This window comes from Latilactobacillus curvatus JCM 1096 = DSM 20019 (assembly GCF_004101845.1).
Classification (GTDB): Bacteria; Bacillota; Bacilli; order Lactobacillales; family Lactobacillaceae; genus Latilactobacillus; species Latilactobacillus curvatus.
This window is the reverse complement of record NZ_CP026116.1, coordinates 393,615-411,649: the sequence shown is the minus strand read 5'-3', so window position 1 is coordinate 411,649 and position 18,035 is coordinate 393,615. Positions and strand designations below refer to the sequence as shown.

The 18,035-nt window shown below is 42.3% G+C and carries 21 protein-coding genes and 1 riboswitch; of the genes, 2 read left to right on the top strand and 19 right to left on the bottom strand.

Features of this window, described 5'->3' with window-relative positions:
- Window positions 1-34: 34 nt before the first annotated feature.
- Entirely contained in the window at window positions 35-1,243 is a 1,209-nt protein-coding gene (locus LCU_RS02195) for an MFS transporter (protein WP_056966671.1), read from the bottom strand.
- Window positions 1,244-1,390: 147 nt separating this feature from the next.
- Here LCU_RS02195 and LCU_RS02190 point away from each other — a divergent pair, with 147 nt between their 5' ends.
- The gene (locus LCU_RS02190; RefSeq protein ID WP_056966669.1) at window positions 1,391-1,924 is read left to right on the top strand and encodes a PadR family transcriptional regulator; all 534 of its coding nucleotides are present in this window, start codon (window positions 1,391-1,393) and stop codon (window positions 1,922-1,924) included.
- 42 nt (window positions 1,925-1,966) lie between these two features.
- On the opposite strand, the gene LCU_RS02185 is transcribed toward LCU_RS02190, so the two are convergent.
- The 11 genes from LCU_RS02185 to LCU_RS02135 form a co-directional block, all read right to left on the bottom strand.
- A complete protein-coding gene (locus LCU_RS02185) occupies window positions 1,967-2,968 on the bottom strand; it encodes a hypothetical protein (protein WP_054644420.1) in 1,002 nt (333 codons plus the stop codon).
- Window positions 2,969-3,016: 48 nt separating this feature from the next.
- On the bottom strand, window positions 3,017-3,340 hold the full coding sequence (locus LCU_RS02180; RefSeq protein WP_056966666.1) for a hypothetical protein: 324 nt from the start codon (window positions 3,338-3,340) through the stop codon (window positions 3,017-3,019).
- 3 nt (window positions 3,341-3,343) lie between these two features.
- Entirely contained in the window at window positions 3,344-4,072 is a 729-nt protein-coding gene (locus LCU_RS02175) for an ABC transporter ATP-binding protein (protein WP_054644418.1), read from the bottom strand.
- Window positions 4,073-4,203: 131 nt separating this feature from the next.
- Window positions 4,204-5,469 (bottom strand): tetratricopeptide repeat protein, encoded by a 1,266-nt coding sequence (locus LCU_RS02170; RefSeq protein ID WP_056966665.1) that lies wholly within the window; start codon window positions 5,467-5,469, stop codon window positions 4,204-4,206.
- A 95-nt stretch (window positions 5,470-5,564) separates the two neighbouring features.
- Window positions 5,565-5,840, bottom strand: a complete 276-nt coding sequence (locus LCU_RS02165; RefSeq protein ID WP_004270407.1) for an HU family DNA-binding protein — start codon at window positions 5,838-5,840, stop codon at window positions 5,565-5,567.
- Window positions 5,841-6,045: 205 nt separating this feature from the next.
- Window positions 6,046-7,356, bottom strand: coding sequence for a ribosome biogenesis GTPase Der (der, locus tag LCU_RS02160; RefSeq protein WP_004270389.1), 1,311 nt, complete (start codon window positions 7,354-7,356; stop codon window positions 6,046-6,048).
- A gap of 188 nt (window positions 7,357-7,544) precedes the next feature.
- Complete coding sequence (gene rpsA, locus LCU_RS02155; RefSeq protein WP_004270399.1) at window positions 7,545-8,756, bottom strand: 30S ribosomal protein S1; 1,212 nt, start codon at window positions 8,754-8,756, stop codon at window positions 7,545-7,547.
- A gap of 94 nt (window positions 8,757-8,850) precedes the next feature.
- Window positions 8,851-9,510: a (d)CMP kinase gene (cmk, locus tag LCU_RS02150; RefSeq protein WP_004270391.1), complete on the bottom strand. Its 660-nt coding sequence runs from the start codon at window positions 9,508-9,510 to the stop codon at window positions 8,851-8,853.
- Between the two features lie 66 nt (window positions 9,511-9,576).
- Window positions 9,577-10,242, bottom strand: coding sequence for a LysM peptidoglycan-binding domain-containing protein (locus LCU_RS02145; protein ID WP_056966211.1), 666 nt, complete (start codon window positions 10,240-10,242; stop codon window positions 9,577-9,579).
- A gap of 68 nt (window positions 10,243-10,310) precedes the next feature.
- The gene (locus LCU_RS02140; RefSeq protein ID WP_056966209.1) at window positions 10,311-11,756 is read right to left on the bottom strand and encodes a RecQ family ATP-dependent DNA helicase; all 1,446 of its coding nucleotides are present in this window, start codon (window positions 11,754-11,756) and stop codon (window positions 10,311-10,313) included.
- On the bottom strand, window positions 11,753-12,784 hold the full coding sequence (locus LCU_RS02135; RefSeq protein WP_004270409.1) for a YpbB family protein: 1,032 nt from the start codon (window positions 12,782-12,784) through the stop codon (window positions 11,753-11,755). Before LCU_RS02135 ends, LCU_RS02140 begins: the two co-directional genes overlap by 4 nt.
- Before the next feature lie 34 nt (window positions 12,785-12,818).
- Between LCU_RS02135 and LCU_RS02130 the strand changes: the two genes are divergently transcribed.
- Complete coding sequence (locus LCU_RS02130) at window positions 12,819-13,049, top strand: ferredoxin (RefSeq protein ID WP_035186399.1); 231 nt, start codon at window positions 12,819-12,821, stop codon at window positions 13,047-13,049.
- Window positions 13,050-13,109: 60 nt separating this feature from the next.
- Here LCU_RS02130 and LCU_RS02125 read toward each other — a convergent pair whose 3' ends face one another.
- From LCU_RS02125 to LCU_RS02095, 7 genes are all read right to left on the bottom strand, one after another.
- Window positions 13,110-13,691, bottom strand: a complete 582-nt coding sequence (locus LCU_RS02125) for an ECF transporter S component (protein ID WP_056966207.1) — start codon at window positions 13,689-13,691, stop codon at window positions 13,110-13,112.
- A gap of 124 nt (window positions 13,692-13,815) precedes the next feature.
- Window positions 13,816-13,951: riboswitch (FMN riboswitch) on the bottom strand.
- A gap of 55 nt (window positions 13,952-14,006) precedes the next feature.
- Window positions 14,007-14,777: a pseudouridine synthase gene (locus tag LCU_RS02120; protein WP_004270400.1), complete on the bottom strand. Its 771-nt coding sequence runs from the start codon at window positions 14,775-14,777 to the stop codon at window positions 14,007-14,009.
- Window positions 14,778-15,407 carry an SMC-Scp complex subunit ScpB gene (scpB, locus tag LCU_RS02115; protein WP_004270387.1) on the bottom strand — a complete coding sequence of 210 codons (630 nt, stop codon included), beginning with the start codon at window positions 15,405-15,407 and terminating at the stop codon, window positions 14,778-14,780.
- A complete protein-coding gene (locus LCU_RS02110; RefSeq protein WP_004270404.1) occupies window positions 15,391-16,143 on the bottom strand; it encodes a segregation and condensation protein A in 753 nt (250 codons plus the stop codon). The genes scpB and LCU_RS02110 overlap by 17 nt, the downstream gene beginning before the upstream one ends.
- Window positions 16,144-16,151: 8 nt before the next feature.
- The gene (locus LCU_RS02105; RefSeq protein ID WP_004270408.1) at window positions 16,152-16,520 is read right to left on the bottom strand and encodes a hypothetical protein; all 369 of its coding nucleotides are present in this window, start codon (window positions 16,518-16,520) and stop codon (window positions 16,152-16,154) included.
- Window positions 16,521-16,595: 75 nt separating this feature from the next.
- A complete protein-coding gene (xerD, locus tag LCU_RS02100) occupies window positions 16,596-17,480 on the bottom strand; it encodes a site-specific tyrosine recombinase XerD (protein ID WP_004270410.1) in 885 nt (294 codons plus the stop codon).
- A gap of 12 nt (window positions 17,481-17,492) precedes the next feature.
- A complete protein-coding gene (locus tag LCU_RS02095; RefSeq protein WP_004270398.1) occupies window positions 17,493-18,011 on the bottom strand; it encodes a Fur family transcriptional regulator in 519 nt (172 codons plus the stop codon).
- Window positions 18,012-18,035 lie beyond the last annotated feature (24 nt).

The following is an 18,035-nucleotide window of genomic DNA, read 5'->3' as shown; positions in this document are numbered from 1 at the left end:
GCCAGCGATTAATCGCTGGCGTTTTTAAGTGTCTTTATGATAATTCCTGTCCCTCAGTTAACTCAATTTCTTTTTCAACTTCTTCAACCGTCACAAAATATTTTTGATTGCGCAGAACAAAGAAAATCCCAATTAAAATCATTAAGCTCGCAAAATAAAAAGTCCAATGCGCTGACCATTTCTCAGCGATTTTACCAGCAACAAATGGTGCGATTGCCCCGCCAGTAAAGCGAATAAAGCTATACGCCGATGATGCAACACTGCGTTCAATCGAATCATTTTCCATCGCAACCGTCGTTAACAACGTATTCACCAAGCCTTGGAAGAAACCAGCAATGATGACGCCAAAGGCCACTAAGGCTGGTTGATCTGCATAAATACCGATCACCATTAAGCAGATCAAGAAAAAGCTTAACCCAAACAACAACGTCACAAGGGTATTCGTTTTTTGTTCCATCCGTGGTGCAATGAAAACCGATGCAATGGCTAACATCACGCCCCACCCGAAAAAGACAAAACCAACTTGCAATTCAGTTAACCCAACTAATAAGAATGGTGCATACGCTAAAATCGTGAAAAACCCGAAATTATACAATAATGCAATAATCCCGATTGAACGTAAACGATGATTTTTTAACGCGACAGCCCCTGCAAAAAAAAGCGCCCTTTTAGCAGGTTTAGCAATCGGTTCTAATGAAACCATGATGGTCAACGCCGCAATAAACATCAAAATGGCGACACCATAAAACGGAAAACGCCATGAAAGACTCCCTAAGACGCCACCCACAAGTGGTCCAACGGCCATCCCAATTCCTAAAGATCCTTCGTATAACATAATCGCTTGTTCCGTTTTTTCAGGCATCACACTGACAATCGCAGTCAAAGCGGTTGATAGGAACAAGGCGTTCCCAAAGCCCCAACCGGCCCGTAGCGAAATTAATTGCGTAATGGTCTGTGAACGACCAGCTAACGCCGCAAATAAAACAATAATGATCAAACCAATACTAATCGTTTTTTTCGCACCAATTCTAGTGGAAATAAACCCTGTAAATAGCATAATAATCCCTGTGACCAACATATAACTCGTAAATAGTAAGGTCGTTTGCGCTGGTGTGGCATTTAATTTAACCGCAATCGTTTTTAAAATGGGATCAACTAAACCAATCCCCATAAATGCAACCATACACGTAAATGCAACGGCATACGCCGAGCGTAGCCCTTTATTTTGATTCTCCAGCAACATATCACTCTCTTTCTCTTTATATAAACTACATTAGATTGCAAAACATATCAATTTTTACATTAAAATTTGACATAATATAGTGACATGTTTGTTGACTCTAAATATGGTATACTGAGCAATAATTAATCGATTAAAGGGTGAAATAATATGAGTACGCTTAGCTATATTTTATTATGTATGTTAGTTCGCAAACCGTGTAGCGGCTACGAATTAAAGCAGTACATTAATTTATTTTGGGAAGCACACCACAGTCAAATCTACACGGCATTAAATAAACTGCACGAACAAGGCTATGTCACGGTTAAAATTGATCCCGTTCATAAACAAAAGAAGATTTATCATTTAACAGAAGCCGGCCAACTCGTCGTTACTGACTGGTTTCAAGAAGAAACGAATTTACCCACACAACGTGACGAGTTTTTAGCAAAAGTTTACGTTATTTCACTGTTCAATCAAGAACAAGCAGCTGACTTACTCCAAGATCGCCGCCATCATTACCAAAAAATTCAAAAACAATACCAACATAAGATGCAAGAATACAACCTCATAACCGATCCCACCGAAAAGCAAAAAAACTTAGGTCGTTACCTGATTTTGAAACGGCGCTTAATGGTCTGCGCAACAGAATTAGAATGGTGCGCGTGGGCGCAGGACATTCTTAACCGCAATCAAAACCAATAAAAAAGACAGCTAATGCACTTAAAAATGCACTAGCTGTCTTTTTTATGCTTTAGTTAAACATTTCCCACAATAAACACGAGCTAAATTAACTATCGTTAGCAGGCAAAGCATACTAACGGCCATTAAAAACGGTCCAGCGAGCAAAGCCGCCATTGAGATGGGTGCTTGGTACAAAATGGTTCGCCCGACATGAATCGTCAGGCTCCAAACTAAGCCCCCGGCTAGTAGGCTGACTGCAAGACAAACACCAACTAAGATCACTGCATGCGATTGTTGTGTCAGCAATAGTTGCTGTTTTGTTAAACCGAGCAACTGTAATTGGCGCATTTGCTGGGCATTATCCTCTTTTGCGACTAACAGCGTCGCCAATACATTCGCTAATACAATCAGTAACGGCGCGCCCAAATATAAACCAATTGTCAAAATGAAATTCACCAAACGTTCATTGTTGGCACTCGTGGTATTTGTATAGGCCGGTATATTCCACATAATTGCCGACATCCCCGTAATTAAAACCGCAATGACCGTCACTGGCGTATACAACGGCAAATATTTTTCAGCAGTATAGTCAATATCATGGGCTGCCATGTTCAAAAAGAGCGTTCTAGCACCTAACCAATAGAGCACGTGGCTAATTAATTTTAATACCGTGTGTCCGGTAAGCGCAATTAGAATTAATAATAAGAACAACACGAGATTCAGGTTGCCAACCGAATTGCCGAGACTGCCAATTGCTTTCTCGGAATGACCGACATAGGTTAACGCCATGCTTTGCATCGTTAGTTTAATAATTAACCCACTGACGACCATTAACGAAACAATCGTCCTAACTCTACGAACGATCCGCCGTCGGTGACTGAGATGCTTATTCCCATCTTTTAGTTGATGGCGTGCATGCCAAAAACCACCACTACCGGCAATTAGACTAACCAAGACAACCGTTAACAAAAGTGCCAAGAACGAAAAATGAATTGGCATATTCGGCAACATTTGGGGCCCAACAATCTGCTGCAACCACGCATAACAAAAACGCGTTAGTGGCAAGGCAACGACTCCGCCGAGCAGAGCACTCACCCCACTGACAATTCCGATTTAAATCCCCAAAATAGCGGCCAGTGCATTGATCGTTGCCCCTAGAATCGCAAGCATTCGATAGTCCGTTTTAAACTGATCCAAAAGCTGGTGCACGACTTCTTTAATCACGATTACCATTGTAATACCACCAAAAAATACCGGTATGATAAAAATCGGCAACGGTGTATTCGGACCGTATAGATCAACTTGCTGCGACTGTGCCACATTCACAATTCCCGTTAAACAAAAACCGAGGATTAAACCCACTGTTACAAAAACTGGTATTGTTGCTAGCCATTGCCGCCAGGAATGCTTTAACTGTAACCAACTGATTGTCCACATCGCTTACACCACCTGATCCAAGGCGGCATAGATTGTCGCAAGTGTCGGTTCAGTCACAATTTGCTGAACCTGACCGTCTTTTAATACAATCGCACGATCTGTCTGACTAGCCAGCTCAATATCGTGGGTCACCATAATCACCGTTCTCCCTTTAGCAACCATCTCTTTGAAATATGTAAAAATAATCGCTTTGGATGCCGAATCTAGCGCACCCGTTGGCTCATCGGCAAATAGCACATCACAATCAGTTAGAATCGTGCGAGCAATCGCGACTTTTTGTTGCTCACCACCCGATAAAGTCGCAACAGGCCCATCGATTTGTCCCGCAAAGTTCATTTTGGTCAGTAACTGTTTAATCTCAGCACGTTGCGGTTGCTGATGACTCAAGCGCTGTTGTAAGACAACATTTTCAAAGACGGGTAAAGACTGAATCAAGTTGTATTGTTGAAAAATAAAGCCAATCGTCTGTCTGCGAAAAGCCGCTAGTTGATTGGGTTTCAATTGATACGGATTAATCCCCGCAATTGCCACAGTGCCGCCTGTAGGTCGCGTAATCCCTGAAATACAATACAACAACGTACTCTTACCAGCCCCAGAAGGCCCAACAATACTGACCAACTCCCCTTTTTGCACCGTAAACGAAATATTTTTCAATAAGGTTGTCGTCTGGTCAGACTGCCCAATTGACACCACTTGTGTTAGTTGGGCAACCGAAAGTATTGTGTTTGTCATCCTAAAAACCTCCCCAAATAAATCCTGTTCCCGATTCCTCTTCAATGTACCACTTTCATCTGGCGAAGAAACGCGACTAAAGACGCAAAAAAACGCCCGACTAAAGTAATAGTCGGGCGTTTTTTTTTGCATTATTGCATGGCTTGGTAATCGTCATAGAGAGTTTGCATCTCTAAATCGTTTGGCACGAGCTTCAAATATTGTTTGAGGGCCGCTAACATTTCTGGGACCTGTGCCATTTCTTGGAAGAATAAAATTAAATCGTGTAGGAAGTCCGAGTTATCTTTCAAGTCAGGATAAGCTAACAGATAATTTTCGCGCGCTTGGTCAACATCATCCACCGCCATCTGTGATTGCGCCAATGACCAATATAAATCAGCCGTTGGTTTATGATTTTCAATCGCATCTTGTAAGAAAGCAATGTTTTCGGCATGGCGGCCTTGACGGCGATAAACTTGGCTCAAGGCACTAATTTCGCCCATATTATCAGGATCAATCTTGAGGGCCTCGTTTAGCATCTGTTCAGCAACCTCGTTATTACCTAATTGAAGCGCTAGATCGCTCCCCTTTTGATAGAGGACCTCGTTGTAGGCATCGTACCCAATTCCGGTCTGAACGGTCGTTAAGGCGTCTTCTAATTGATTCTGAGCCTCTTGAGCTGCTGCCAAGTAAGTATATAGTGACGTATATTGTGGATCAGTCGTCTGTAACTTGGTTAAGATTTCAATTGCTTTTTGATAATCCTTAATTTGTAAGTACAAAAAGCCCATCTGGAATTGATCGTCTTCTGTTAGAAATTCTGGCGTCAACCCTTCGTAAATCTGCAAAGCTTCTTCAAAAGCCCCACTGCTGGCATAACTAGTTGCCAACCGCTTTTGAATATTCACCTGTCCCAGTTCAACAACGTCTTGGTCGATGAGCGTCTCATAGTAATTGGCGGCCTTCACATATTCACCCATTTCAAAGTACAATTCAGCTAATGCGAATTGCATGACGGGTTCATCTGGATATAAGCGCAACGCCGTCAATAATTTTTGTTCACTAACTTCTGGTAAGCCCATTGTTTGATAGACATCAGCTGCCGTCAGCAGACTTTCGGCGTACGCATTGGATTCTGGCGTAATATCTGCCAACAAGTTCAAGGCGTCGTCGTATTGGCCATCGCTGACCGCAATATCTGCCAGTGTTGTTCTGATTTGATCTTCTTCAGGAAATTGGGCCAACAATTGTTGGTAAATTGTCGTTGCTTGTTCCAAAAAACCCATCGCATATAACTCTTCAGCTAAGCTGTAGAGCGTATCGGGTTCATCAGCAACTAAGGCTTGTTGGAAGTAAGTCTGTGCTTGTTCTAAATTATTATCTTCTAATGCTGTAAGCATTTGTTCTGAATTCGTCATTTAACCACCCTTTTTCGATTGTTCCATTTTAACATATTCGGATTAATTGCCAATAAAAAAAGACTGGGAAAAATCCCAGCCTATAAATTGAATTCTTATTTAACAGAATCCTTTAATGCTTTACCTGGCTTGAATGCAGGTACTTTGCTTGCAGGAATCTTAATTTCTGCACCAGTTTGTGGGTTACGGCCCTTACGAGCTGCACGTTCACGTACTTCAAAAGTACCAAAGCCGATTAGTTGAACTTTGTCACCTTTTTTCAAAGTGTCTTGGATTGAACCAAATACTGCATCAACTGCAGCAGTTGCATCCTTCTTAGTTAAACCAGTCTTTGATGCTACGCCTTCGATCAATTGTGCTTTGTTTGCCATGTTTTTCACCTCCTGCTCATCACAGATAATCAGTAATTAATTACCGAAACCATTTTTGAGTGGTCAAAAATGACGAAACAATGATTTGATCACCATTTCATTTTTTAATTTATCACACAAACCTAGTGATAGCAAGGAATTTCGCTAAAAAACAGCATTCTGAGCAAATTAGTTAATCATATTAGCGGATTTTTGAAAAAACAGCTTATTTTCGTTGACGAGGGATCAAATGGATTGGTGTACCAGTAAAGTCAAAGGTTTTCCGTAATTGATTCTTCAAGAAACGTTGATATGAGAAATGAAGCAAGTTAACATCGTTTACGAAGACCACAAATGTAGGCGGTTGAACCGCTACTTGTGTCATGTAATAAATGCGCAATCGTTTCCCATTAATAGCTGGAGTTGGTGTCACCGTTGTTGCGTCCATCAAGACTTCGTTTAAGAGTGCTGATTGGATGCGCCGGTTTTGGTTTTCACTCACTTGTTCAATCATCGCTGGCAAGTTTTGCAAGCGAACGCCGGTCTTAGCCGATACAAAGATGATTGGCGCATAGTCTAAGTATTGGAATTGATCGCGCACGTGATTTTCGAACTCTTTCATCGTGTGGTTGTCTTTTTTAAGTGTATCCCACTTATTAACCACGATGATAATCCCACGACCAGCTTCATGTGCGTAGCCAGCCACTTTCTTATCTTGTTCACGAATACCTTCTTCAGCATTCAAAACGACTAATACGACGTCTGAACGGTCAATCGCACGTAATGCACGCATTACGGCGTATTTTTCAGTATTTTCGTAGACCTTACCCCGTTTACGGATCCCGGCAGTATCAATCATGGTAAATTCTTGATTATCTTCAGCCGTGAACTTCGTATCGATGGCATCCCGCGTAGTCCCTTCAATTTGAGAGACAATTACCCGGTCTTCTTTTAACATCGCGTTCACAAGTGATGACTTCCCAACATTGGGACGGCCAATCAAACTAAACTTGATGCTATCGTCTTCTTCTTCGTCATCTTCAGCTGGGAACTTAGCAACGGCGGCATCTAAAAGATCACCTAACCCTTGACCATGAGCCCCTGAAACGGCGATGGGTTCGCCAAAGCCAAGACTATAGAAATCAAAAATATCTTGGCGTTGTTCTGGATTATCCGCCTTATTAACCCCAAGTAAGATCGGTTTGTCAGCGCGGTATAAAATTTGTGCAACTCGCTCATCCGCATCAGTAACCCCTTCTCGTGCACTCACTAAGAAGATAATCACGTCTGCTTCATCAATTGCAATTTCTGCTTGTTGTTTAATCTGTTCCATAAATGGTGCGTCACTAATTTCAATCCCACCGGTATCGATTAGGCTAAATTCATGCCCTAACCATTCACTTGTGGTATAAATGCGATCACGCGTAACCCCTGGCGTATCTTCAACAATCGAGATCCGCTCACCGGCAATGCGATTAAAAATCGTCGATTTACCGACATTAGGTCGACCAACAATGGCGATAACTGGTTTTGTCATTGTATTCATTCCCTTCGTTGTTCAGTGTACCCTGTCTGAGCCAAACTGACAAGGTCACTCCGACAAAGTCCGCTGAACTTCCGCTTCCTCTGCGTCGTACTAATCAATCACCGACATAAACGTAGGGTCTGGGACAAAACCTAGTTTTGTCCCAGACCCTACCTTTTTGCATATGACTTTTAAAAAAATTATTTATCGTCTAATGTTTTACCAAGCATGTCGCCGATACTGAAACCTGTTTCTTCTTCTGGCATCACATAGTCAGAAGGCGCCACATCTTCGTGTTCTGAATCCTTAGCACCAGCAGGTTTTTCTTGCAATGCTTTGATTGATAAACCTAAACGTTGTTGTTCAGGATCAACTGATAAGACCTTGACTTGAACCGTTTGGCCTTCTTCTAACACATCGTTTGGTGTGGCGATATGTTGATGTGAGATTTGTGAAATATGCACTAAACCTTCAACCCCAGGGAAGACTTCAACAAAGGCGCCAAATGTTGTTAAACGTTTAACGACCCCTTCTAAAGTGCTACCAACTGGTGCTTTATCAGCGATATCATCCCAAGGACCAGGTTGCGTATCTTTAATTGATAATGAGATCCGGCCTTTTTCTTGGTCTAAGCTCAAGACTTTCACTTGCACTTTTTGACCAACTTCTAAGACATCAGAAGGTTGGTTAATGTGATCATATGAAATTTCAGAAACGTGGACTAAGCCGTCAACGCCACCTAAATCGATGAATGCGCCAAAGTTTGTCAAACGAGCAACTTCACCTTCAACAACATCCCCAGGTAACATTTTTTCAAAAACTGCTTGTAACTTAGCTTGACGTTCTTGTTCCAATAATGCTTTACGTGAAAGAATTAAACGGTTTTCACTTGGTTCAATTTCAATAATTTGTAAGGTTAATTCTTGGCCTTTAAAGCTGCTTAAATCACGTACGAAACGATCAGAAATCATTGAAGCTGGTACGAAGCCACGGACACCAGCATCGACGACTAAGCCGCCTTTAACCACGTCGATGACTTTAGCTGTGATTGTTTCTTGATTAGCAAATTTTTGTTCAATTTCAGACCAAACTTTACGGGCTTCTAAGCGACGTTTAGATAATAAGTAGCTCCCGTTTTCTTTATCGTTACCGATTCTTGAAATGACCACTAAATCTAATTGGTCGCCTACTTTGGCAACGTCTGCGATGTCTTCAATAGGTTGACTTGATAATTCTTTTTGAGGCACAACCCCTTCAACACCAGTTCCTTCGATGCCGACAATCACTTGTCGATCTTCAATTGCTAAAACTTCACCTTTAACAACGTCCCCAATTTTGACTTCGTGGACACTGTCTAAAGCAGCTGCCATTGCATCGCTGCTTTGGGTGTTATTCAAATTAGCTTCACTCATAGCTAAAATCCTCCTTAACGACTATCTATACAGTTACTATTTTAGTTGATATCTATTCGGATTACCAGTTATTTTACCTCGTTCAAAGATAAAATTACATATTTTTCTTTACAATTGCTAATATTGTGTCGACCACCTCATCGATTGTTAACTGAGTTGTATCAATTTCAATGGCGTCGTCAGCTTTTTTTAAGGGTGAAATGGCCCGTGTACTATCTTTTTGATCACGTAATTCAATCTCTGCTTGTAGCGTTGCTAAAGGCGTCATAATCCCCTTAGCTGTATTTTCAGCATAACGGCGTTTAGCTCGTTCTTGGGCACTTGCCACCATAAAAATTTTAACCTTCGCAGCAGGTAACACCGTTGTTCCAATATCGCGTCCATCCATGACGACTTGACCTTGATCTGCAATCTGACGTTGCCGTGCAACCATCTCAGTGCGCACACCAGCTAAAGCTGATACTTGTGAGACATTATTCGTAATTTCAGGGGTTCGAATGGCTAATGTAATATCTTCACCATTCAAGAAGACTTTTTGCCCTGCTTGGTCAGGTTTAAATTGGATATCTGCTTCTTTTAAAGCTGCTAAAATTCCCGCTTCATCCCCGAAGTCTAACCCTAATTTCTGTGCTAACACGGTTGATGCGCGATACATAGCACCCGTATCAACGTATACGAACCCTAATTTAGTAGCCACAATTTTGGCGACCGTACTTTTACCAGATGATGCTGGTCCATCAATTGCAATTTGCATGTTCTGCCTCCTGAAAAAATCATTAAAAAAGGCTGGGAGTTTCCCCAGGCCTTTTGGTAGTACTGATTATTTAACTTTTAGAGCTGTGCCTGGTGCCACTTGTGAATTGGCTGTTAACCCAGGGTTTAATGCAAGTAGTTGATCGAGTGTTAAACCGTTATTAACCGCTGCGCGGTATAAACCTTCGCCGGCTTTCAACGTATAAGAACCACCCGTTGTTTCGCTTGAACTGCTACTTTCAGTTGTTGTTTCTTCGCTACTACTATTTTGAGCGTCTGCTTGAGCTTGGCTTTGACTATTAGCCTTTTCAGCTTCTTCTGCAGCTTGTTTGCTACTTTCAACTGCTTGGCTTTCACTAGCCGCTTTTTCACTTTCAGCCTGTTTAGCTTTACTTTCGCTGGCCGCTTTGGTAGCACTTTCGCTAGCAGACTTCGCTTTTTTAGCTTCTTTCTTAGAAGCACTATCACTATCAGAAGTATTAACGACAATCTTACTAGACTCGACTGGGCGGTTAGCCCGGCTAGAATGAATCGTATAGGCAATAATCGGAAATGCAATCATTAAAACAAGCAATACACCTAGAATAATGGCAAAATATGTATTTCCTTTTTCCTTACTCTTGGAAGCAACACGCGATAAATTCCCGCGATCATCACGATCATCATCAAACTGGCTTTCCCAGGGTTTGTCTTCCGTCTGATTATCTAATTTTTTCTTATCATCTTTGAGCATTGACGGCCCTCCCTATTGGTATTCTTTGATATTGTACCATAGACCCTTTTAAAATACCCAGAAAATCTCTAAAACAATTGCTTCAAAATACCGTCCCAATGGTCTAACCCGTCTATTTTAGGGGATTTATCATCAGTTAACGTTTTTAAATTAAATTTTCCTAAAAAGACCGTTGAATCCTGTTGACCACAACATTGATCAGCATGGGCAACCTGTTGGGGTTGCTCGTCAAAATAGTTCACAATAAATTGCCGCCGACAGCCTTGTAAGTTTAAATAATCAACCATTGTTTGAAGCGCAAAACGCTTTTCTTTTTGCCGATTCTGTAACAGTTCACTAACGGCCTGTTCATCCATCCCAATTTGCTGATACCGCCGTAATAATTCAAACTCGTTGCCTTGGCTTTGTTTAAATAATGTCGGTTCTTGATAGAAACGCCGAATCAATCCAGCTTCAGGAATCCCAAATGACACTAACGACTGTTGCAGATACGTATCTTGCGGTGTTGCTAACAACATTGCATAGGCTGGTTGGCCATCGCGCCCTGCACGACCGACTTCTTGTAGATAACTTTCGATATTTTGCGGTAAATGATAGTGAATCACATAGCGAATATTGGCTTTATTAATCCCCATTCCAAATGCATTCGTTGCGCAGATTACGTCCAACTGCCCTTGCATAAACTGTTGTTGAATAATGAAGCGCTCCTGTGGCGAAAGCGCTGCGTGATAATAGGCAACTCGCATCGCTGTCTTTTGTTGCAAAAAAGCCGCAATCTCGACGGTCTTTTGACGACTTGAAAAATAAATAATCCCGGGCCCCTGACTCTCAGTTACCAATTGTTGCAAAAAGGCGTGCTTACTCGCTTCATCCGCTTGTTGACTCACCCCTAAGTAAATATTAGGACGATCAACCGACGTAATAATCCTATTGGCCGACTGCAAATCTAGCTTGGCTAAAATATCATGCCGAACCTGTGCATCAGCTGTTGCAGTTAGTGCGAGCGTTGCCCCCGGATTTAATTGGTGCTTGATTTGCGCAAGCACTAAATAATCCGGCCGAAAATCAATCCCCCATTGTGAAATACAGTGGGCTTCATCGATGACCAATAAATCAATCTGGCATTGTTGTAGTGCTTGAATGACCGCCGGCTGGCTTATCGTTTCAGGCGCCATAAACACGAAACGATACTGTGGCAATTGTCGCAATAACGCATGCTTTTGCCGCGGTTCCAAATTTGAATTAATCGCGACTGCCTTTTTTTCACCTTGGTAATTCAACTGTGCGACCTGATCTTGCATCAATGCAATTAAAGGTGAAATAATGACAGTGGTATGGCCCAAAAGATAGGCTGGTAATTGATAACATAATGATTTTCCCGTCCCGGTCGGCAAAACCGCCAAAGTCGCTTGGCCCGCCAAAACAGATTGAATCACTTCTAATTGTCCTGGCTTAAATGTCTCATAGCCAAACCGCTCTTTTAGCGTTTTATAAATCAGTTCATCCGTGCTCATTGGGCGTTCACCTGCCTTTGAATTTGATAAAGCCGATACTCAAAGAAATCTAGACCGGGGAGTGCGGTTTGTGCTTCATTATAGCTGAGCGATGGCTGTTCAGTCATCAATCTAGCTAGTTTTTGTGTAGTTGCATCCTTTAAGAATTGTTCAAACGGAAACCGTGGGAGTAACATCGCGGTTTCTAAAAGGTGTTCTTTAATCGTTCCGATCTTAACCCGGCGCTGGCGGCTGATTTTTTCAACACTCGCCCCTTGTTGGATCAATTGCCAGGTCTGTAACGTACTCTGACTCAATTGCGTTTCAGCCTGATCCACTAATTCATTCAATAGCGGATAAGTCGTTTGGTGCGCCAATAAAAGCCCTAAAATTTGAGCAAAGGCGTCGATGGTCCGCACACGAACTGTCAAGGATGGGCTATCTAAGGCTTGCGCCAGTTGTTGGTGGCTTTTGCCCAAGACTTGATGTCCGATCAGTTGATTTGCCACAAGATCGGCTTGTTGCGGATCTAACTGGTCAAGTAATTGCGCCAATTCTAGCTGGAATTGACTGCTAAAATTGATGGTTGCCTTATGCCGCTTAAACCAACTGACCACCAACACGCGGTCCTTCATACTCGTTTCCAATGGATAGTACTGCGTATTTTGATAATGATATTCCGACACAATTTGAACGGCCAACATAAAACGAGCAGTGAATTGGGGTAAGTGACCCATCTGTGGGCCTTCATAGTGCGTCGGCCAAACTAATTGCGGCTGCCATTCAGCTTGTTTTTGTTGCCCGGTAGCAGTCAACCAAACATACCGCTCATCGATTTCAATCCAACCATTTTGCTGAAGTCGTTTTAATTCTGCTTGAAATTGTGCCTGTTCTAGATTAGGATAAATTTGGAGCCATTTTAATAATCCATATGCTAAACCGGCATACAGATTTGAAGTAGTTCGTTTACCAATTAAGGTATAGTAGATTGCTTGATACCGCCTTTTCTCAGGCGCCAACAAGCATAGTAGATACGCCATTAACATCATCAATTAAGTCCTTTATTGAGAAAGTGTGAATTTAATGCTCTATAGTCAAGTCATCCCGGAACGCTGTATCGCCTGCGGTCTCTGCCAGCTAAAGGCGCCCGACTTATTCGATTACGATCAAGAAGGGATCGCCTTTTTTAAACCCGATCATAATCAGGGAACGACGCCAATTGAAGATCCTAAAGAACGAATTGCGTTTAAAACCGCCTACACCGCCTGTCCAACTGGTGCGATTGTACGCCAATCAACGCCATTTTTATCGTAGCATATTTACGTCCTATAAAAAAGGTTGTGCCCGCTTGGACACAACCTTTTTTGCTGCCATTTATTTGGCAATTGGTTTTTGCATATGTTGTTTTAGCCATGGTAAAATCCGTAAATATAAAACGGCAAACACCACCGTTACGAGTGCACCTTTAATTAAATTAAACGGTACTAATCCAAATAGAATGTATTTGGTAGTCGACATTCCTAAGTTCAAACCCATCAATTTAATATAGAGCGGTAAAATGAAAAGCCAGTTAGCAAATGACATGAAGATCGTCATGCTGACAGCCCCCGCAACACCAGCAATTGCTTGACCTACTAAAACGTTCGATTGACGCTTGAATAAATAATAGAATGGTAACAAGTAGCAGATTGACGCCAAGACACCGGCAAAGTCGCCGACCAAACTCGGTAAGCTAGCACCGGTCATAATGAAATGAAGCGTCGAGCGAATCAATGCGACCCCCATTCCTCCAATTGGTCCGTAAACGAACGTCCCTAACAGGATAATCACGTCACTAAAATCAATTTTTAAAAACGGAAATGCGAGAATAATTGGAAATTCGAAAAACATGACGACAAATGAAATTGCCCCTAGCATTGCGACCCCAATCATCGTACGAACTTTTGAAACTTGCATTACTAACACCCTCCAGATGAGGTTGCCTTCGTCAGCGGACTTAGCCAAGTCTGATTGCATCAAAAAGGTCTGTTAATCAGGGAGATTAACAGACCTTACTTGCATACATTCATACCCAAATAAGCCCTATCTTCTTCCATCTAGACTTTCACTATCGGTACTGGAATCACACCAGTTCAGCCACCACAAGAATCAACATTGTAGCAGGTCGCGGACTTTTACCGCCGGTCGGGAATTACACCCTGCCCCTGAAGACGAACCATTAATATTTTGTTCGAAATAAGCATAGCAAATCAACGTGCCAAAAGCAACTAATTAATCATGCCGTGATAATTTTGGTCGATTCTTATGCTGTGGTTTTTCATTTAGTTCAGCAATTTTTTTGAATTCTGCGACTTCGATTGGTTTCAAAGCACGGTATTCGCCAGAAACTAACCCATCTAACGTTAAGAAACCATATGTTTCCCGTTTCAACTTTGTTACGGGTAGGCCAACCGCAGCTAGCATGTTCTTAACCTGATGATTCATCCCTTCGTGAATGGTGATGCTTACAATGGCAGTGTTCTTACGCCGATCAGTTGAAATTACCTTGACCTTGGCTGGTGCTGTTTTGCGTTTTTCTAAGACAATTCCTTTACGCAATTGGCGCAACATATCTGCAGTTGGTAATCCTGAAACCTTCGCAATATAAGTCTTGTCGACTTTATATTTTGGATGCATCATCATGTTGGCAAAATCACCATCATTCGTTAGTAGTAATAAGCCAGATGTATCGTAATCTAATCGGCCGATTGGATAAACCCGTTCAACGATATCGCCAAGGTATTCAGTGACGACCCGGCGTTTCTTATCATCTGTCACTGCTGAAATCACTTGGCGTGGTTTATACAAGACATAATAGACCTTGCGTTCACGCGTTAACGGCACACCGTCAACTTCAATATGATCGCTTGTGCTATCCACCTTGATACCCATTTCCTTCACCACTTCACCATTTAAGGTGACGTGACCAGTTGCAATTAAGGTTTCTGCTTTCCGTCTTGAAGCTACCCCAGCATTTGCAATCACTTTTTGTAATCGTTCCATTTATTGTTCTCCTTTGGACGTCTCTTCCGACGTCGTATCTGTTTCATTTAACGTTTGTTCAAATTGACGGTAATACAAGTCTGCTGTACCACCTTCACTACCATCGACATCAGCGTCAAGTGCCAATTGTTCAAGTGGTGGTAATTCATCGAGCGATTCAAGACCAAAGTAATCTAAGAAATAGGTGCTCGTTCCATATAAAATTGGCCGACCAGGCGCATCCTTACGCCCTTTTTCGCTAATTAATTGGCGGGCTAACAAGGTTTGGATGGCCCCACTACTTTGAACACCTCGGACCTCATCGACTTCAATCCGCGTGATTGGTTGGCGATAGACAATAATTGCCAATACCTCAAGAGCGGCCTGACTAATACTAGTTGACACCGGTCCATCAAAATAGGTCTTCAACAACGTCGCGTATTCTTTTTTGGTGACTAATTTATAGATATCTTCGGCTTGAATCAGGTTCAAACCCGATTCAGTGTTGCCGCGGTAACGATTTGCCAATTTTTCTAATAACTGGCGGACTGCCGGTTCATCGAGATGAATAAGTTGCGCAATTTGCGCAAGCGCAATTCCTTCGTCCCCCGCGACATATAATAAACTCTCAATTTCAGCGAGATGATTCAACTGAAATGCCCTCCTTCAACCGAACCATGATTGGTGCATCATAGTCGGCTTGTTCGCAAATAATTTTTCGATCCTTCATCAATTCTAGTACGGCTAAAAATGTTGTGACGATTTCATCTCGATCTGTTTTAACAACGACCAACGCTTCAAAAGCAACTGGTTGAGCGGCTAAATGACGCACAATCCAACTCATTTTATCCGTAATCGAAATTTCGTCATTTTGGACCGTTTTGAAGACCGGTTGTTTAGCTTGGGCTTCGACCAACATTTTAGAAACTGCGGCCGCTAAATCGCGTGGCTTAATCACGCCGCGCGCCAGTGGGACCACTTTTTCAGCTGGATTACTACTAGCTGGCTTAGCAAAGAGCTGTTGGCGCTCCAATTCGCGCTCTTGCAAAACCGTTGCGACCTTTTGGAAGGCTTGGTACGCCAATAGTTGGTCCACTAATTCCTGCCGTGGATCGACGTATTCTTCTGTTTCTTCTTCAATTAATTCAGGTGCCTTAGGTAAGAGCAACTTACTCTTAATCTTCATCAACGTCGCCGCCATTACTAAATAATCACCTGCAACATCTAGTTTCAATACTTGCATTTGGTGCAAGTAATCAAGATATTGCGCGGTGATTTCAGCAATGGGAATATCATAAATATCAATCTTAGTTTGCTTAATTAAATGTAATAATAAATCGAGTGGTCCTTCAAAATCAGTCAAGACCAACGTTAATTGTTCAGTCATTGGTCAATCTAGTCCATTTCTGTATTCTGATGTTGTTCCCATTTAGCAATCAATGGCGCAGTCTCTAACGAACCCATCACGCGACTTTCAGGATAAAGCGCCGCTAATTCATCCAACATGGTGAAATAGTTCTCGTCGCTACGTTCCGAAGGGTTCAGTGAAATATGGCGCACTAAAATATAGTCCGCACCCAGTTCAATCCCCACAACACCGGCAAAATCGCCGGCTTCATTGCGCCATAAATATAAATTGCGTTGCTCATCCGACGTATAGAGCGCCAATTCAGCTTGTACATGACTGACTTCTTTTAAATCCGGTACGAAGGATAAAAAGCCCATCGCAATCTTTTCATAATCATTTTTATACTTGAATAACATGTTGACCTCCATTGATCAAACAAAGTTCTAATAGCATTAACTCTACCATAGTTTATAAAGCGCGACAAATCTAATTTAATCGCGTGGATGACTCCGTTGGTAAACTTCTGTCAAATGTTTCTTACTAATATGCGTGTAAATTTGAGTCGTTGAAATATCTGAATGCCCCAATAATTCTTGTACAATTCGCAGATCTGCGCCATTTTCAAGTAGCACAGTGGCAAACGAATGCCGCAATGTATGTGGGGTCACGTCTTTTTCAATCCCAGCCGTTTTAACATGTGCCTTCAGGTTCTTCCAAATCCCTTGGCGCGTCAACCCGTTACCATGGAAATTAACAAACAGGTACGGGTTAGCACGCCCCTTCGTTAATTGATTCCGGCTACGATCGAGGTATTGATTAATCCAATCAACCGCTACATCACCAATCGGTATAATCCGTTCCTTATTCCCTTTGCCGAGGGTCTGAATTAAGCCCAGTGATAAATGCAAATCAGCCATCTTTAGATGAATCAGCTCGCTAACTCGTAACCCCGTCGCATATAAAACCTCTAGAATCGCTCGATCTCGTAATCCAAGTGCGGTGCTCGTATCTGGTGCCGCCAATAGTCGCTCAATCTCCGCCGTCGATAAAACAGCCGGTAGATGACGGCCTTGTTTGGGCGAATCGATTTGGAGCATCGGATTTTGTTTAATCTGCTTTTCACGCGCTAAATACTGATAGAATTTACGTAACGTTGAAATGCTCCGTGTAATACTACTTTGTGCCTTATGCGCATCAGTTTGTTCTTGCAAGTAGTTCAAAATTAAAAAGCGGTCTTCAGTAAAATTGGCAACCTGCTGACGTTGTAAAAACGCCGCAAACTGTTGTAAATCCTGCCGATAACTCTGGCGCGTATTCTCCGAAAGACCGCGTTCAACTTTTAAATAATGTAAATAATCTTGAATTAAATCATCCATGTGCTTCCTCTTTTACAACTGCGTCACGTCAATTTGGCGACTAGGATCCAGTTGATTGGCTGGTAACCCATTTTGTTGGTTAATCTGTTGGCAACGTGCACAAATCCCGTGAAATGTTAAACGATGATCTAACACCGTAAATGTGTAATCATCATATACCTGTTGTTCCACGGCAGGCAATAAATCCGTATGAATTTCTTCGATTGCCCCACATTGCAGACACAACAGGTGATGGTGGAAATGATGGTCGTGATCAGTCTCACACAAGTCATAGTGGGTCATCCCATCTTCAATGAACCGAACTTTATTCAACACATGCAGTTCCGTCAACATCTCAAGGGTGCGATACACAGTGGCCAACCCAATTTCAGGGACCACCTCTTTAGTTGCCATAAAAATCTGTTCGGCACTCAGATGCGCTTGGGCATGGTCCAAAATGACCGCCACCGTCGCAGAGCGTTGTGCTGTTAACTTGTAGCCGGCCGCTTGTAGCTGCTCGGATATTCGGTCTAATTGCTCAGCTTTATCCATTTAGCAACTTCCTTTTCAATCATT

Bases quoted from the DNA above. Each gene is read 5' to 3' on its own strand.
- LCU_RS02195 (WP_056966671.1), bottom strand. From the start codon at position 1,243: ATGTTGCTGGAGAATCAAAATAAAGGGCTACGCTCGGCGTATGCCGTT.
- LCU_RS02190 (WP_056966669.1), top strand. From the start codon at position 1,391: ATGAGTACGCTTAGCTATATTTTATTATGTATGTTAGTTCGCAAACCG.
- LCU_RS02180 (WP_056966666.1), bottom strand. From the start codon at position 3,340: ATGTGGACAATCAGTTGGTTACAGTTAAAGCATTCCTGGCGGCAATGG.
- LCU_RS02175 (WP_054644418.1), bottom strand. From the start codon at position 4,072: ATGACAAACACAATACTTTCGGTTGCCCAACTAACACAAGTGGTGTCA.
- LCU_RS02170 (WP_056966665.1), bottom strand. From the start codon at position 5,469: ATGACGAATTCAGAACAAATGCTTACAGCATTAGAAGATAATAATTTA.
- LCU_RS02165 (WP_004270407.1), bottom strand. From the start codon at position 5,840: ATGGCAAACAAAGCACAATTGATCGAAGGCGTAGCATCAAAGACTGGT.
- der (WP_004270389.1), bottom strand. From the start codon at position 7,356: ATGACAAAACCAGTTATCGCCATTGTTGGTCGACCTAATGTCGGTAAA.
- rpsA (WP_004270399.1), bottom strand. From the start codon at position 8,756: ATGAGTGAAGCTAATTTGAATAACACCCAAAGCAGCGATGCAATGGCA.
- cmk (WP_004270391.1), bottom strand. From the start codon at position 9,510: ATGCAAATTGCAATTGATGGACCAGCATCATCTGGTAAAAGTACGGTC.
- LCU_RS02145 (WP_056966211.1), bottom strand. From the start codon at position 10,242: ATGCTCAAAGATGATAAGAAAAAATTAGATAATCAGACGGAAGACAAA.
- LCU_RS02140 (WP_056966209.1), bottom strand. From the start codon at position 11,756: ATGAGCACGGATGAACTGATTTATAAAACGCTAAAAGAGCGGTTTGGC.
- LCU_RS02135 (WP_004270409.1), bottom strand. From the start codon at position 12,784: ATGATGTTAATGGCGTATCTACTATGCTTGTTGGCGCCTGAGAAAAGG.
- LCU_RS02130 (WP_035186399.1), top strand. From the start codon at position 12,819: ATGCTCTATAGTCAAGTCATCCCGGAACGCTGTATCGCCTGCGGTCTC.
- LCU_RS02125 (WP_056966207.1), bottom strand. From the start codon at position 13,691: ATGCAAGTTTCAAAAGTTCGTACGATGATTGGGGTCGCAATGCTAGGG.
- LCU_RS02120 (WP_004270400.1), bottom strand. From the start codon at position 14,777: ATGGAACGATTACAAAAAGTGATTGCAAATGCTGGGGTAGCTTCAAGA.
- LCU_RS02110 (WP_004270404.1), bottom strand. From the start codon at position 16,143: ATGACTGAACAATTAACGTTGGTCTTGACTGATTTTGAAGGACCACTC.
- LCU_RS02105 (WP_004270408.1), bottom strand. From the start codon at position 16,520: ATGTTATTCAAGTATAAAAATGATTATGAAAAGATTGCGATGGGCTTT.
- xerD (WP_004270410.1), bottom strand. From the start codon at position 17,480: ATGGATGATTTAATTCAAGATTATTTACATTATTTAAAAGTTGAACGC.
- LCU_RS02095 (WP_004270398.1), bottom strand. From the start codon at position 18,011: ATGGATAAAGCTGAGCAATTAGACCGAATATCCGAGCAGCTACAAGCG.